Raw genomic sequence first — 15359 nt, 5'->3', positions numbered from 1 at the left:
AGGATTACAGTAGCGTTAGTATAATTTAATTAACTAGCATTAATTAAGGAGGGTTGTCGAATGATAGTTACAGAAAAAGCACCTGCAAAGTTAAATTTAAGCTTAGATACTCCTATGCGGTATTTTGACGGTTTTCCCCGATGGGATATGGTAATGGTTTCGGCAGACCTAGCAGATTATGTAACTGTTGAGACGCATCGGCGACCTGCAACGATAAAAGTTTATACTAATAGTGGCTTTCTTCCTAATGATCAACGTAATTTAGCATATCAAGCAGCTCATATTTTACGAAGTCGTTTTCATCGCAAAGAGGGTGTAACGATTAAAATAAAAAAGCAAATACCGGTTGCCGCAGGGCTAGGTGGTGGTTCATCGGATGCAGCAGCTGTTTTGCGGGCATTAAATAGTATCTGGCAGCTAGGATTAAGCTTAGCTGAATTAGCTCAGATTGCCTTGACGATTGATTCAGACGTCCCTTACTGTGTGTATAATAAGTTAGCCCATGTGACGGGACATGGTGAAAAGATTGACTTGCTGCCGCCACAGCCTCATTACTGGGCGGTAATTGCTAAGCAACAAATTAGCGTATCAACTCCCCAGATTTTGCGGCAGATTAATTACGAAAAGATTAAGCATTTGGATAATGCGGCACTTATTAAAAATTTAGAAGAGCAAAATTGGTTTGAAGCTGTAAAGTATATGGGAAATGTTCTTGAACCATTGACAATGGAACGTTACCCAGAGATTGGTCGGTTAAAAAATAAAATGAAAGATTTAGGCGCCGACGTGGCACAAATGAGCGGTACAGGACCAACCGTATTTGCAATATGTCATACAGAGTCGCGTGCTAAGCGAATCCAAAATAGTATTCGTGGCTTTTGTCGAGACGTTCACGTGGTAACTTTGCTTTAAATAACGGATAGTTAGAGGTTAGGTTAATTCCTAGCCTTTTTTCTTATTGCATTTTATGAATATTTTGTATATGATGTTAGTTGTTCTAAATAGTAATCATTCCGATTAAAGTAGAGGAAGAGAAATGAAAAAATATGTTATTAGTGTAAGTAGTATTATTGTTCTACTATTGATAATCCTAGGGCTGTCATTTGTACCATGGAAGTCATTAGGAAAGGACGAAAAGCCGATTAGAGTTGTAACAGGGTTAAATTTTTACGGAGAAGTAGCGCAAAAGGTTGCGGGTAACCATGGAGAAGTGATTTCATTTATTGACAATGCTTCGGTTGATCCCCATGACTATCAACCGAGTACGAAACAGGCCCAACAAGTAGCAAATGCTAATATTGTGATTGAAAATGGATTGGGCTATGATAGTTGGATGAATAAACTAGTCAAATCTAGTGATAATCGCAATAAAATTAAGGTAATTGACGTTGCGTCATTAATTGGTAAAAAGGATGGAGACAATGAGCATATTTGGTATAATCCATCTACTGTAAAAAAATTAGCTAATGATTTAGCAAATCAATATAGTAAGCTTGATCCTCAACATGCGGGAGAATACAAAGCAAATGCTCGAAAATATCTAAAATCTTTAAAACCGCTTGATAATGAAATTGCGAAGGTAAAGAAGAATGTTAATCCCAATAATAATCAAGTAGCAGTTAGCGAACCGGTTTTTGATTATGCATTAGAAGCAGCAGGTTATCAAGTTATGGATGAGCATTTTGAAAAAGCGGTTGAGGATGGTAATGATCCATCACCGAAGGACATTGAAGAAATTCAACAGGCAATTACTAATCATCAGATTGCTTTCTTTGTTGATAACTCTCAAACCAGTGATAAAGTAATTGATAATTTGGTTAAATTGGCGCGTGAAAATAATGTTCCGGTATTGAAAGTTACAGAGACAAAACCAAATGGTGATAATTATACGGAATGGATGTTAAAGCAGTATCGGGCCTTGTCAGAAATTCAACAAAAGGAGAATTAAAGAGAGAATGACAGTTGTATCAGTCGATGATTTAACAGTTGCTTATGGAAGTCATACGGTAATTGATCATCTGAGTTTTACGATTAATGAAGGTGATTTCTTAGTAGTTGTTGGTGAAAACGGTGTTGGGAAGACAACGTTGGTTCGCTCGATGTTAGGCTTCTTAAAGCCAAAAAAGGGCACAATCGATATTCCGCAAAATACCAAAATTGGGTATGTACCACAGTTTCGCAATATTGACGAAGAATATCCGTTATCGATAAAAGACTTTGTAGCATTAAATACAAAGCCAAGAATTATTCCGTGGCTAACTAAAAAAGAACGGGATCGCGTCAACCGAATGATTCGCGAAAATAACCTTGTTAATATTGCGGAACGACCATTGGGATTAGCATCAGGGGGCGAAAAGCAGCGGGCATATCTTGCACAAGCATTATTGCCTGATCCAAACCTCCTTATTCTTGATGAATCAACTGCCAGTTTAGACAATGAAATGAAATATGAACTATTGGATTTAGTTACTCGTTTTCAACAAAATGGTTTAAGCGTGATGTTTATTACTCATGATTGGGACCTAGCACAACAATATGGAACTCGTTTCTTATACATGACAGGGAAATCTTATGAGACAGGACCAATTAATGAATTGCCTGTTCCCGCCAAAGGAGGTACAAAGTAGATGCTTACATTAAGCTTTATGCGCCATGCGTTTATTGCTAGTACCTTTATTGCAATTATTAGCGGGATGATTGGCGTTTTTGTTGTTGCAAGAAATTTATCATTCTTAACTCATACATTATCAGAAATTGGCTTTGCAGGTGGAGCTTTTGCTGTCTTTGCAGGTTGGCCAGCATTAAATGGGATGATCTTGTTTACTATGCTTAGCTCAGTGATTGTTGGTCAAATGAGTATTAAAGAATCACGACGCGAAGCTGTTATCAGTGCAGTTTCTGCATTATTTATCGGAATGGGAATCCTATTCTTATCGTTAAGCAGTCAATCTGCGAGTTCTGCGACTAGTATTCTTTTTGGTAGCGTAGTAGGAATCAGTATGAATGAAGTATGGCAATTGATTTATCTTTCAATTCTAGTTCTTGTAATCCTTTTGCTGTTATATCGGCGTTTAAAATTTGATTCATTTGATACCATTGGAGCGCGGGTTAGTGGGATTAATGAAACGGTAATTTCTGTAATCTTTTTACTGTTGTTGGCCCTAAGTGTTAGTGTGGCTGCTCAGATTGTTGGTTCATTGTTAATCTTTATTTTACTGACTTTACCAGCAGCGAGTGCGAAGTATTTTACTCATGGTGTTGCTCGCATGATAATTCTCGCAATTTTGTTCTCGCTATTAGGTACGTGGTTAGGATTACTACTTGGATACCTTACTGATTGGCCAGTAAGTTTCTTTATTGCAGTAATTGAAGCTGCAATTTATGTTTCCGCTTTACTATACGGTCGATTTATGGAAGCAGATTAATTTATCAAAGGAAGTGTGAAATAAAATTGCACTTCCTTTTTATTTTTATCCTAAAAGACGAACATTTTATGGTAAAATCAATGTTAATTAATCCTTTTTTGAGAGGTAGAGGAGAATTATGAAAATTAGACGAAGCAATCGGTTGGTTGATATGACACGTTACCTGCTTGAGCATCCACGATCTTTGGTGTCGTTAAAGTTCTTTGGTGAGCGCTATGATTCAGCTAAGTCATCAATTAGTGAAGACCTTGGAATTGTTAAGCATGCTTTTCAAACGTGGGGTCAAGGCCGGCTAGAGACCATTCCGGGTGCAAGTGGTGGAGCAGTTTTAACACCATTTTTTTCTGAAGAAAACGCCCAAGCGGCCATTAATACTTTAGTTGAGAAAGTTAATGACGATTCGCGCCTTCTTCCAGGGGGGTATGTATATTTATCGGACCTGATTGGGCAACCAGAGACTTTGCGACAAATTGGTAAGCTGATTGCAACACAATATGTTGAAACGGATGTTGACGTTATTATGACCGTTGAGACGAAGGGAATTCCAATTGCCCAAAGCGTTGCAATGTATATGAATAAACCATTTGTGATTGTTCGCAATAGTTCTCATATCACGGAAGGACCGACAGTGAGTGTAAATTATGTGTCTGGTTCAGTGCAACGAATCAAGAAGATGGAATTATCACGACGCACCCTATCATCAGGAGCAAATGTATTAGTTGTTGATGATTTCATGAAAGGGGGCGGCACAATCACCGGAATGAAGTCCTTGATTAAAGAATTCGATGCTAACCTCGTTGGAATTACTGTTTTTGCGGAAGGACATCCGGTAAATAGTCAACGATTAGTGGATAATTGTACTTCGCTGATTAAAGTTGAGACGATGGATGGGCCGGAGAAAAAGATTCATGCTCAGGCTGGTAATTTCATGGAAAATGTATTTAGTAAGAAAATGGGGAATTAAAAAATGACAAAACGCAATGCAATTATTTTAGCTGCTGGTAAGGGAACACGGATGCGCTCAAAGCTTTATAAGGTTTTACACCAGGTATGTGGTAAAACGATGGTCGATCATGTACTTACCCAACTTGAAAAAGCCAAAATTGAAAATATTATTACGATTGTTGGCTTTGGTGCCGAAACAGTAAAACAACAATTAGGAAATCGTACACACTACGCCCTGCAGAAACAGCAATTAGGGACAGGTCATGCTGTTATGCAAACAAAGGATTTGCTTGCAGATGAAGATGGCGAAACGATTATTGTTAGTGGTGACACACCGTTATTTACTGCGGATACTTTTGAAAAACTATTTGAATACCACGAACAGCGTCATGCAGCAGCAACAATTTTAACCTCAATTGCTCCCGACCCAACAGGCTATGGGCGGATTGTCCGCAATGATGTTGGAATTGTTGAACGAATTGTTGAACAAAAGGATGCTTCATCTGAAGAACAAGCAATCAAGGAAATAAATACCGGTGTTTATTGTTTTGATAATAAGAAACTCTTTAAAGCTTTGGATAAGATTACTAATGACAATGCACAGGGTGAGTACTATTTGACAGATGTGATTGGTATTCTTAAGCGAGAGAATGAGATTGTAACTGCATATAAGATGGCTGATTTCGATGAATCAATGGGGGTAAATGACCGCATTGCGCTTGCACGAGCTAATAAAGTAATGCGTAAGCGTATCAATACTCATTGGATGCGGGAAGGTGTCTCAATGATTGATCCAGAATCAACTTATATTGATGCTGATGTTAAAATTGGTCGTGATACAGTAATTGAAGGTGGCGTAGTTATTAAGGGAAACACCGTCATTGGTGATGACTGCTACATCGGCGCAGGTTCGCGGATTACTGATTCGCGGATTCATGATGGGGTGAAGATTATTTCTTCAACCTTGCAAGAAGCTGAAATGCATAATGGCAGTGATATCGGTCCTAACAGTCACTTGCGGCCTGAAGCTGAGATTGGTGAGAACGTTCATATTGGTAATTTCTGTGAAGTTAAAAAGGCCTACATTGGTGAAGGAACAAAAGTTGGTCATTTGACTTATATCGGTAATGCAACACTAGGTAAAAACATTAACGTTGGTTGTGGTGTTGTATTTGTTAACTACGATGGGACAAATAAACATCATACTAACGTCGGTGACCACGCGTTTATTGGCAGCAACAGTAATTTAGTTGCCCCGGTTAATATTGCAAAAGATTCATTCATTGCTGCTGGTTCTACTATTACTGATAATACTGAGCAATATGACATGGCAATTGCCCGCGCACGCCAGGTTAATAAAGAAAATTATGCTAAGAAGCTACCTTGGTAACTTGCTTTTTGGTGCGCTAATTTATATTATGTAATTGGTAGGTTGTATAACTTTTATTAATCCAGCGGAGGACCTAATGACACAGCAATATTTTGATCAAAATTTAAAGATTTTTGCGTTAAATTCAAACCGACCATTAGCTGAAAAGATTGCTAAACACGTTGGCGTGGATTTGGGTAAACTATCGGTTAATCGTTTTAGTGATGGTGAGATTCAAATTAACATTGAAGAAAGTGTACGTGGCGATAATGTTTATGTTATTCAGTCGACTTCTGCACCTGTTAATGATAATTTAATGGAATTATTAATCATGGTTGATGCGCTTCGCCGTGCTAGTGCCAAGACGATCAACGTAGTAATGCCTTATTATGGTTATGCTCGTCAAGATCGGAAAGCACGGAGCCGTGAACCAATCACTGCCAAGTTAGTTGCAAACATGTTGCAAAATTCAGGAGTTGATCGGATTATTGCTCTTGATCTTCATGCAGCACAAATTCAAGGGTTCTTTGACATTCCTGTTGACCACTTAATGGGGGCACCCCTATTAGCGGAATACTTTATCAATCAGGGAGTTGCCGATAATGCAGTTGTTATTTCCCCTGACCATGGTGGGGTAACACGTGCACGGGCACTTGCTGAATTTTTGAAGTCGCCAATTGCAATTATTGATAAGCGCCGACCACGTGCTAATGTTGCTCAGATTATGAATATCATTGGTGACGTTAAGGGTAAAAAATGTATCATGATCGATGATATGATTGATACTGCGGGGACGATTAGCTTAGGATCCAAAGCGCTAATGGAAGCTGGGGCTAAAGAAGTCTATGCTTCATGTACACACGCCGTCTTATCCGGCCCCGCAATTGAACGGTTAAGCGAATCTCCACTTAAAGAAGTGGTAGTTACTGATTCAATTCAGTTACCAAAAGAAAAGCAAATTGATAAGATCAAACAGGTGTCGGTAGCACCATTAATTGGCGCGGCAATTAAGCGAATTAATGAAAACCGTCCTGTCAGCCCATTATTTAAACAAGTATTCCAAAGTGTACAACTGGAAAATAATTAATATTCAAAAGTCTTGGCAGCAATTGGCTGTTGCTGAGGCTTTTGCTATTTTATAAGGATAATGTTGGCTAATTAAAAGAAATTAAAGATTAGTGAAAGCTAAACAGCGATTACTAATTCATGGTATAATACGATGAGAAATAAGGAGGAGAAAAATGACAACAATTAAGTTTTTCAAAAAAGCAATGGTTGGAACGGCTGCTTTAGCCACTGTTTTTGCATTAGCTGGTTGTGGTAAGCAATCAGCTTCCAGCAATGATACTAGTTCTTCCAGCACATCGTCTGTTCGTTCTTCCGAAAGTAAAGCTTCCAAGGCTTATCGTACAGCTAATAAGCTTATCAAAAATCACGATTACCAAGGAGCATATGAACAATTAAATAGTCTAAATGATCATACCGCTCAAACGGAAGCACTCGCTGATGACTTACAAAGCTACATGGACGCTGAGAGAGCATATAAAAACGGGGACTACGATAGTGCCAAGGATAATTTAAAGTCCCAAAAGTCTACTAGTACGGCAATGCGGAATGCTTATGCCGACTTACAAAACAAGGTAAGCACTGCTAAGGGTACTAATAATACTTCTGCTACCTCATCAAGCACGCAGACGCGTAACAACAATACTACAACAAGTAAGAGTAATAGCGGTCAACAAGCAGCAGCAAACCAAGCAGTCTCAGATGATACTAGTGATAATGTAGTAAATGCTTTCGCAAACAAGATGGGCTTCAGTGGCTCTGAAGGTTACCAGATTATGCCAACTGGTAAGACTGGCAATGTTTACAAGTTTGAAGTTCGACAAAATAATAGTGATAACACCGTTGCTAACTTAATTGGGATTTACCAATATAACAGTCAAACAGGTGCTGTGACTAAGATTGCTTAATTTTAATGATAACGATATAAAAGCAAGGGACAGTGACAAGAGGCTAGTCTCCTGCTTTTTTCATATTCAAAGGAGGGAGAAGTATGCACCAAGAATCATTATTTAACCAGGATAGCGAGAAAAATACGCCCCTAGCTAACCGGGTGCGTCCAACTAATATCGATGAATTCGTCGGTCAGCAGCACCTCCTCGGCAAGGATAAGATTTTGCGAGAAATTATCACTAATGATCAATTATCGTCGCTGATCTTTTGGGGACCGCCCGGGGTTGGTAAAACGACTCTGGCTGAGATTATTGCCAAACAGACGAAATCGCATTTTATTACCTTTAGTGCGGTGACTAGCAGCATTAAAGATATCCGTAAAATTATGGAAGAAGCCGAACAAAACCGTGAATACGGCGAACGGACCGTTTGTTTTATTGATGAAATTCACCGCTTTAACAAGGCACAGCAAGATGCCTTCCTCCCCTTTGTTGAACGGGGGAGTATTATTCTGATCGGGGCAACCACTGAGAACCCCTCATTTGAAATTAACGCTGCTTTGTTGAGTCGTTGTCGGGTGTTTGTCCTCAAGTCACTAGCAGTTAGTGACATCGAAAAAGTATTAGAACGAGCATTAACTCATCCGCACGGCTTTCCAGAGTTGACGATCAAATGTGAAGAGGGAGTAATCCCTTTAATTGCCCAGTTCGCTAATGGGGACGCGCGGATTGCCCTGAATACCCTTGAAATGGCAGTCCTAAACGGTGAACGAGATGGGCATAAAGTCACGTTAACCATGGATACCCTTAAGCAGCTAATTAATACTAAGTCGCTCCGTTACGATAAGAAGGGTGAGGAACACTATAATATTATTTCGGCCCTTCATAAATCGATGCGGAATAGTGACGTTGATGCAGCTATTTACTGGTGTTCGCGGATGATTGACGGGGGTGAGGATCCCTTGTACATTGCCCGCCGGTTAGTGCGGTTTGCTAGTGAAGATATTGGATTAGCAGATACAAATGCCCTCCAGGTAGCAATCAATACCTTTGAAGCTTGTCAGTTTCTTGGGATGCCAGAATGTGACGTCCACCTAACCGAGTGTGTGATTTACCTGTCGTTAGCTCCTAAATCTAATGCGGCCTATGTTGCCCGGCAAAATGCCCACCGTGCAATAAAAAAGACGGGAAATTTGCCCGTACCGCTAACGATTCGTAATGCGCCAACAAAATTAATGAAAGATTTAGACTATGGCAAAAATTACCAATACGCTCACGATACTAAAGATAAATTGACAACGATGAAAACAATGCCGCCTGAATTAGATGGTCAAACATTTTATCAGCCAAGTACACAGGGTCGTGAACCTCGTTTTCAAGCCCGAATGGATCAGATCAAAGAGTGGCATCGCCAACATGATAAATAAAACGGTGATTGAACTAGCATTAAAACTAGCTAGCAATCACCGTTATTTTTAATTTAATACGTATTTTTCAATTGCCTGCCCAACCCCGTCATGATTATTATCAGCAGTTGTCGCGTCAGCAATCTTCAATGTTCCAGGAATGGAATTGCCCATTGCTACGCCAAGCCCAGCAAATTCAATCATGGAATCATCATTTTGTGCGTTGCCGAGTGCCATTATTTCATCTTGCTTAATGTCAAGTTCTTTACTAAGAACACGGAGAGCATTACCTTTACTTGCTTGCTTATTCATAAATTCAAGATAAAAATCTTCACTCCGAACGATTGAGAAGCGGGCGGTCATATCTTTTGGTAGGTCCTGCCATGCTTGGTCAATGCGTTCTTTTTCGTCAACCATCATTGCCTTAGCGATTACATACTGGTCTTGAATTTTGGATAATTCTTCAAAAGTTCGGTAGCGAATTGGCATACTAACAAGATCAGATTCGTAAACAGTATAGGGACTAAGGTCGCGGTTAATGGTATAGATATAATCGCGTGTTTCAATCTGCGACTTAACTCCCTCCTTAATGCAATAAGTCTGCCAATTAGCATAATCGTCAAAAGACATTGTATAGTTTACAAATACATTGCCGCTGGTTGATTGTGCTAGTGCGCCATTGAAGCTAATGACAAATTCATGATCAGAGTCGTTTAACTCTAGCTGGTTAAGGTAGGCCTTAACACCAGTCATTGGTCGTCCCGTGCATAAAACGATCTTAACGCCGGCTTTACTTGCTTCCTTAATCGCAGCAACTGTTTTAGGCGTCACTTCCCGTTGATCATTAATTAATGTTCCGTCAATATCAATTGCAACTAATTTAATTGCCATTATAAATTACTCCTTTGGTTTGATAATATGATTGTTTTTAATATAGCGTTGGAATTCTTCATAGATTGGTTCGAAGATTTCAATACTATCTCGTGACTCAAGCATCTCCTTAGGGAAGAAGAAACGTTGGTCGCCTGCTTCACGGCCAGACACGCTTGCGACAAGGGTACTGACTTGTGATAATTCAATAAAGTCGCCATTGGGCTGGAGAAGTTCAATTTGTGTTTGAGCATTAGAGTCTTGTGGGTGGTAAGTATCATAGGGTAACTTGAAGCTATCATTAACGGCGGTATAGTACTGACTGTTAAAGCCGGCCGTTTGAATTAGATTACGTAAAGCGGGCAACAGGTTTTGAGTATCTTTGTCATAAACTACTGACTTGAAAGGTCGGCGGTTGAGAAAACGGCTAGCTAGGTCACTTAAGATATCATCACGGGAATGTGTCCAGTGAATAAAATAAGTTGTAAGGACCCCGTCGTCTAAGGCCAGATAGTCATCAAGGCTGAAATGGTTGTTAAAAAATGGCATTAGCATATGCGGGGTGAAATCCGGCTCAAAATCATTTGGATGTTGATAAATATATTTGGCCCTCATTAATAGGTGGTCGAGGATAACTTCCATCGAACGAGAAACGGGGTGAAAGTAGACTTGGAGATACATTTGCAGTCGGCTGATAATATAATCTTCAACAGCATGCATCCCCGAAATCTCAAAGGCAATCCCGCTCTCAACCGGGCGCATGACGTGAAGGACACGGTCGAGGTCAAACTTACCATAATTAGTTCCTGTATAGTATGCGTCTCGTTGTAAATAGTCCATCCGATCAGCGTCAACTTGACTGGAAATCATTTGGACAACTTGGGGATTGCTATAGGTGTGGTCAATCACACTTGCTACTTGGTGGGGGAAATCTGGAGAAACTCGCCGCAAGATCTTGTTTATATTTGTGCTGCTGTCAGTAATCAGCTGCCGTGTTATTTGCTCATGATTAGTATGGAAAATATGCTCAAAAGTATGGGAATAAGGTCCGTGACCTAGATCGTGGAGTAAAGCGGCACACAAAGCGACTGGCCGTTCTTTATCATCCCACAGACCGTCATTTTTTTGTTGGCTTGGATAATTACGTTGAAAATAATTACACATTTGCCGTGTTATTTCATAGACACCAAGACAATGCCCAAAGCGTGAATGTTCGGCGCCGTGAAAGGTAAAAGAAGAAGTTCCTAGTTGTTTTATCCGTCGCAACCGTTGAAATTCAGGCGTATTAATTAAGTCCATAATTATCTGATTATCAACGATGATTTGCCCATGGATTGGGTCACGGAAAACCTTCTCGCGGTGCAATTTTTCATCATAGAAGTGGTTCATATTAATCCTCTTTCCTTAATCGCTCTTGAAGTTGGTTCATACTGGTCAATTCTTTGTTCAAGGTTGTGATAAAATTTGGCGACCACATAAGGTTATTAAGACTTGTATTATCAAGAAGTTCACAAGAATTTTTGATTTGCTGAATCGCGCCTGTAACTGTTAATGGTGACTGGAGGACTTGCTCAACGGTTGTCATTGCTGTCGGCCAAACATCCGGAAAGTGCCATTTATTTACGGCATTTTGTAAGCCTGCATCATAGAAATCACGAATAAGGGCCCCTCGTTGTTGCTGGTTGCCACATACACTGAGATATAACATGACGACTACCCCAAATTTATTTCGTCGCTGGGAGATTCCCCCGATTTTTTGACCGTTTACGCTAATATCAAAGCTACCAGGACAATATGAATGACTAATCTCGCCAGTTGAGAGGTTAAGCTTAGGAAAAGCAGTCTGAATTAAGTTAACCATCTGCTGATAGGCTTCATCGATTGATAATTCATGTCCTAACAGGTGCCAAGGATAAAAGATTGATAGGTTTAAGATTCCGTCGTCGCTAACAACTGCCAACCCACCTGAATTACGCATAAAATAGTGCTGGTTGCGGTGGGTTAATAACTGGAGAGCGTCTTGGAGATGGGGAAGTCGCTGATCTTTTAGACCGAGAATAACGGTATCTTTAAGTGTCCAGAAATGGAGCAGTGGATGTGAAAATTGTCCGGCAGAGCGGAGTAATGCATTTGTGTAGATAAACGACGAGAGGTTATTTGCGGGTGTTAGATGTTGGGTAAATTGCTGAAAACGTTGAATATTTGAGTTAGACATATGACTTCTTCTTTTCTATAGAATTATATATTAATATTATACAAGAACTAACGATAGCGTGGGCGTTTTAGAGCGTATTTGTCGCTAAAAAGGGTATAATAACGATAATTGAACGAAGAGGGAGGAGATTATAATTAAGAGGGAAAGACCAGTTAAGGTAAAATTATCAACAACGATTACTCAAGATGGTCAGCAGGAACATTTTGATTTTGTTGAAGCGGGCAGCTTTGTTGAAATTAATGGCAAATATTATCTAAGGTATCTTGAACACCAGGATGGCCAAGAAACGCCTGTTCAAATTAAATTTGAGGATGAATTAGTGCGCCTTAGGAGACGGGGAAGCAGTGAAACAAACTTATTCTTAGATCCGCGCCAGGAAACAGTAATGCGTTACCGGACTCAATATGGTATCCTCAACCTTAATGTTGTTACAGAACATTTGGAAAAAGAAGTTGATGTTCAACAACCGGCAGGCCAAGTATCTATAAAGTATCAGTTAAAACAAGCCGGACAAATTATTGGAAGTTATCAGCTGGAATTGCAATTTGCGGGATAATATTGTAAGATGTAGTTTAGACTTTTTGAAGGGATGTGCACCAATTTGGATTTAAAGGTTTTTGACGGTCAGGATAAATCAGAACTTTCCATGATTGAGGTCGCACACGCTATTTTAGCTCATCATGGGGAAGCAATGGCGTTTGTCGACTTGACCAACGAGGTTCAACAATATCTGGGTAAGAGCGATGAGGAAATCCGTGAACGCCTTGCACAGTTCTACACTGACTTAAATGTTGATGGCAGTTTTATTTCCCTTGGTGACAACACCTGGGGTCTGCGTGCATGGTACCCATTTGAATCTATCGATGAAGCTACTATTGGTGAAAACGAAGATGAAGATGAGGATGATCGTCCAAAGAAGAAGCGCCGTAAGGTTAATGCTTTCCTCGCAGACACCGATGATGATGACGACGTGATCGATTATGATAACGATGATCCTGAAGATGAGGATCTCGATGATGACGACGATACTGAGTCAGATGATGATTATGATGACGATACCGATGATTTCGGTGATGAAGATGATGACCTTGACGATGGTATTGAAGGTCAATTATCTGAATTGCACGATGAGGAAGATGATGAGGAGGACAATGATTAATTTTCAAGTTTAGGCTTGACTATTTATCACTGACCTTGTATTATCTTTCTTGGGCGCCTGTAAATGCAGGCCAATAAGTTCGTAGATATATAAGCTCCCTATTTCATTACTTTTTTGAAATGGGGAGTTTTTCTATTATTTATTACACCCGCAAATATAAAAAGGAGTAGACGACAATGACAAAATACATTTTTGTGACTGGTGGAGTTGTATCATCATTAGGAAAGGGTATCGTTGCAGCCTCTCTCGGACGACTATTAAAAAATCGAGGACTAAAGATTGCTATTCAAAAGTTTGATCCATATATTAATGTCGACCCAGGTACGATGAGCCCATATCAACATGGTGAAGTTTTTGTTACTGATGATGGGACTGAGACAGACCTCGATCTTGGACACTATGAACGGTTTATTGATAATGACCTCAATAAGTATTCAAATGTTACAACGGGTAAAATCTACTCTGAAGTCCTTCGTAAAGAACGGCGCGGTGATTATCTTGGTGGAACGGTTCAAGTGATCCCGCATATTACAAACGCAATTAAGGATAAAATTAAGCGTGCCGGTGAAAGTACTGATGCAGATGTAGTAATTACAGAAATCGGTGGTACCGTTGGTGATATCGAATCACAGCCATTTATGGAAGCTATTCGGCAGATGAAAGAAGAGGTCGGTAGTGATAATGTATTATACATTCACACTACATTAGTTCCATACCTCCGTGCTGCTGGAGAAATGAAGACAAAGCCAACTCAGCATAGTGTTCGTGAACTACGTGGTTTAGGAATCCAACCAAATATCTTAGTAGTACGGACCGAAAAACCAATTACTGATGATATGCGAAAGAAGATTGCCTTATTCTGTGATGTTGATCCGAAGGCCGTTGTTGAGTCAATGGATGTTCAGACCTTATACGAGATTCCGTTGAACTTACAAAAGCAGGGAATGGACCAGTTAGTTGTTGACCACTTTGGCTTAGATGCCCCTAAGGCAGATATGAAAGAGTGGACTGAAATGGTCGACCATATTGAACATGGCTTGACTAAGACGGTAAAGATTGCAATGGTCGGTAAGTATACTGACTTACAAGATGCCTACATTTCAGTTAATGAATCATTACGTCACGCAGGCTACCCAGTTAATGCCAAGGTAAAGATTGACCACTTTAATGCGGAAGATATTACTCCAGATAATGTTGACGAAACATTAAAAGAATATGATGGGATCCTTGTTCCTGGTGGCTTTGGTAACCGTGGGGTTGAAGGAATGATCACGGCAATTAAGTATGCACGAGAAAATGACGTTCCTTACCTTGGTATTTGTCTCGGAATGCAGACAGCATGTATTGAGTTTGCACGTGATGTATTAGGTTACAAAGATGCTAACTCTACTGAATTCGATCCGAACACCAAACATAATATTATTGATTTAATGGCTGACCAAGCAAACGTTGAAGATATGGGAGGAACTCAACGTTTAGGAGCATATCCATGTAAGCTTAAAGAAGGTACTGTTGCAGCGGCAGCCTATGGCAATCAGTCAATGATCAGTGAACGGCACCGGCACCGGTATGAATTCAATAACGAGTATCGTCAGGAAATGGAAAACCACGGATTGGTGATTTCAGGTGTAAATCCTGATCGTAACTTAGTTGAAGTAGTAGAGATTCCAGATAAGAAATTCTTTGTGGCAGCGCAATATCACCCAGAGTTTAAGTCACGCCCAAATCATCCAGAAGGACTATTTGCGGCCTTTGTAAAAGCGGCGGTTGAGGACAAATAAATTTTTAAATTGTATAATAATTTTGATGCAAGAGATGGGGGCATATATTATGTTACTTCTCTTGTTTTTTATTAGTAAAATTGTTAAATTTTAAGTTAATTGAGCGTTTTTACCCCTGATTCTGCGATTTTTTTTAAGATTGTTTATAAAAGGTTGTAATTCGCTTGATATTTCATTATCATTACAGTTGACTGTTTTGTAACTGAAATAATCATTAACTTAGCTTAAATGAAA

At 39.7% G+C, this 15359-nt stretch carries 15 protein-coding genes; 12 read left to right on the top strand and 3 right to left on the bottom strand.

Annotation, left to right across the window (positions count from 1 at the left end):
- Nucleotides 1-60 precede the first annotated feature (60 nt).
- The 9 genes from ispE to H5S39_RS03870 all read left to right on the top strand — a co-directional run bounded on the left by ispE (nt 61) and on the right by H5S39_RS03870 (nt 9121).
- Complete coding sequence (gene ispE, locus H5S39_RS03910; RefSeq protein ID WP_182597008.1) at nt 61-912, top strand: 4-(cytidine 5'-diphospho)-2-C-methyl-D-erythritol kinase; 852 nt, start codon at nt 61-63, stop codon at nt 910-912.
- A gap of 124 nt (nt 913-1036) precedes the next feature.
- Nucleotides 1037-1948 (top strand): metal ABC transporter solute-binding protein, Zn/Mn family, encoded by a 912-nt coding sequence (locus tag H5S39_RS03905; protein WP_182597009.1) that lies wholly within the window; start codon nt 1037-1039, stop codon nt 1946-1948.
- A gap of 7 nt (nt 1949-1955) precedes the next feature.
- Nucleotides 1956-2627, top strand: coding sequence for a metal ABC transporter ATP-binding protein (locus H5S39_RS03900; RefSeq protein ID WP_182597010.1), 672 nt, complete (start codon nt 1956-1958; stop codon nt 2625-2627).
- Nucleotides 2628-3425, top strand: a complete 798-nt coding sequence (locus H5S39_RS03895) for a metal ABC transporter permease (RefSeq protein ID WP_182597011.1) — start codon at nt 2628-2630, stop codon at nt 3423-3425. It abuts the gene before it with no gap.
- 118 nt (nt 3426-3543) lie between these two features.
- Entirely contained in the window at nt 3544-4389 is an 846-nt protein-coding gene (gene purR, locus H5S39_RS03890) for a pur operon repressor (RefSeq protein ID WP_182597012.1), read from the top strand.
- Nucleotides 4390-4392: 3 nt separating this feature from the next.
- Complete coding sequence (gene glmU / locus H5S39_RS03885; RefSeq protein ID WP_182597013.1) at nt 4393-5760, top strand: bifunctional UDP-N-acetylglucosamine diphosphorylase/glucosamine-1-phosphate N-acetyltransferase GlmU; 1368 nt, start codon at nt 4393-4395, stop codon at nt 5758-5760.
- Nucleotides 5761-5836: 76 nt separating this feature from the next.
- A complete protein-coding gene (locus tag H5S39_RS03880; RefSeq protein WP_182597014.1) occupies nt 5837-6826 on the top strand; it encodes a ribose-phosphate diphosphokinase in 990 nt (329 codons plus the stop codon).
- 154 nt (nt 6827-6980) lie between these two features.
- Complete coding sequence (locus H5S39_RS03875) at nt 6981-7712, top strand: hypothetical protein (RefSeq protein WP_182597015.1); 732 nt, start codon at nt 6981-6983, stop codon at nt 7710-7712.
- A gap of 83 nt (nt 7713-7795) precedes the next feature.
- Nucleotides 7796-9121: a replication-associated recombination protein A gene (locus tag H5S39_RS03870; protein ID WP_182597016.1), complete on the top strand. Its 1326-nt coding sequence runs from the start codon at nt 7796-7798 to the stop codon at nt 9119-9121.
- Between the two features lie 48 nt (nt 9122-9169).
- Here H5S39_RS03870 and yidA read toward each other — a convergent pair whose 3' ends face one another.
- From yidA to H5S39_RS03855, 3 genes are read right to left on the bottom strand one after another with little or no spacing between them, the layout of a single operon-like run.
- Nucleotides 9170-9991, bottom strand: a complete 822-nt coding sequence (gene yidA / locus H5S39_RS03865; protein ID WP_182597017.1) for a sugar-phosphatase — start codon at nt 9989-9991, stop codon at nt 9170-9172.
- A gap of 6 nt (nt 9992-9997) precedes the next feature.
- On the bottom strand, nt 9998-11359 hold the full coding sequence (locus H5S39_RS03860) for an HD domain-containing protein (RefSeq protein WP_182597018.1): 1362 nt from the start codon (nt 11357-11359) through the stop codon (nt 9998-10000).
- 1 nt (nt 11360) lies between these two features.
- Nucleotides 11361-12185, bottom strand: a complete 825-nt coding sequence (locus tag H5S39_RS03855; protein ID WP_182597019.1) for a lipoate--protein ligase family protein — start codon at nt 12183-12185, stop codon at nt 11361-11363.
- A 127-nt stretch (nt 12186-12312) separates the two neighbouring features.
- On the opposite strand from H5S39_RS03855, the gene H5S39_RS03850 reads away from it, so the two are divergent.
- The 3 genes from H5S39_RS03850 (at nt 12313) to pyrG (ending at nt 15125) form a co-directional block, all read left to right on the top strand.
- Nucleotides 12313-12741 carry a YwiB family protein gene (locus H5S39_RS03850; RefSeq protein WP_310735857.1) on the top strand — a complete coding sequence of 143 codons (429 nt, stop codon included), beginning with the start codon at nt 12313-12315 and terminating at the stop codon, nt 12739-12741.
- A 45-nt stretch (nt 12742-12786) separates the two neighbouring features.
- Entirely contained in the window at nt 12787-13344 is a 558-nt protein-coding gene (rpoE, locus tag H5S39_RS03845; RefSeq protein ID WP_182597020.1) for a DNA-directed RNA polymerase subunit delta, read from the top strand.
- 176 nt (nt 13345-13520) lie between these two features.
- Nucleotides 13521-15125, top strand: coding sequence for a CTP synthase (gene pyrG, locus H5S39_RS03840; protein ID WP_182597021.1), 1605 nt, complete (start codon nt 13521-13523; stop codon nt 15123-15125).
- The last annotated feature ends 234 nt before the right edge of the window (nt 15126-15359 follow it).

This window comes from Limosilactobacillus rudii (genome assembly GCF_014145455.1).
Lineage (GTDB): Bacteria > Bacillota > Bacilli > Lactobacillales > Lactobacillaceae > Limosilactobacillus > Limosilactobacillus rudii.
This window is presented reverse-complemented; position numbering and strand designations above follow the sequence as displayed.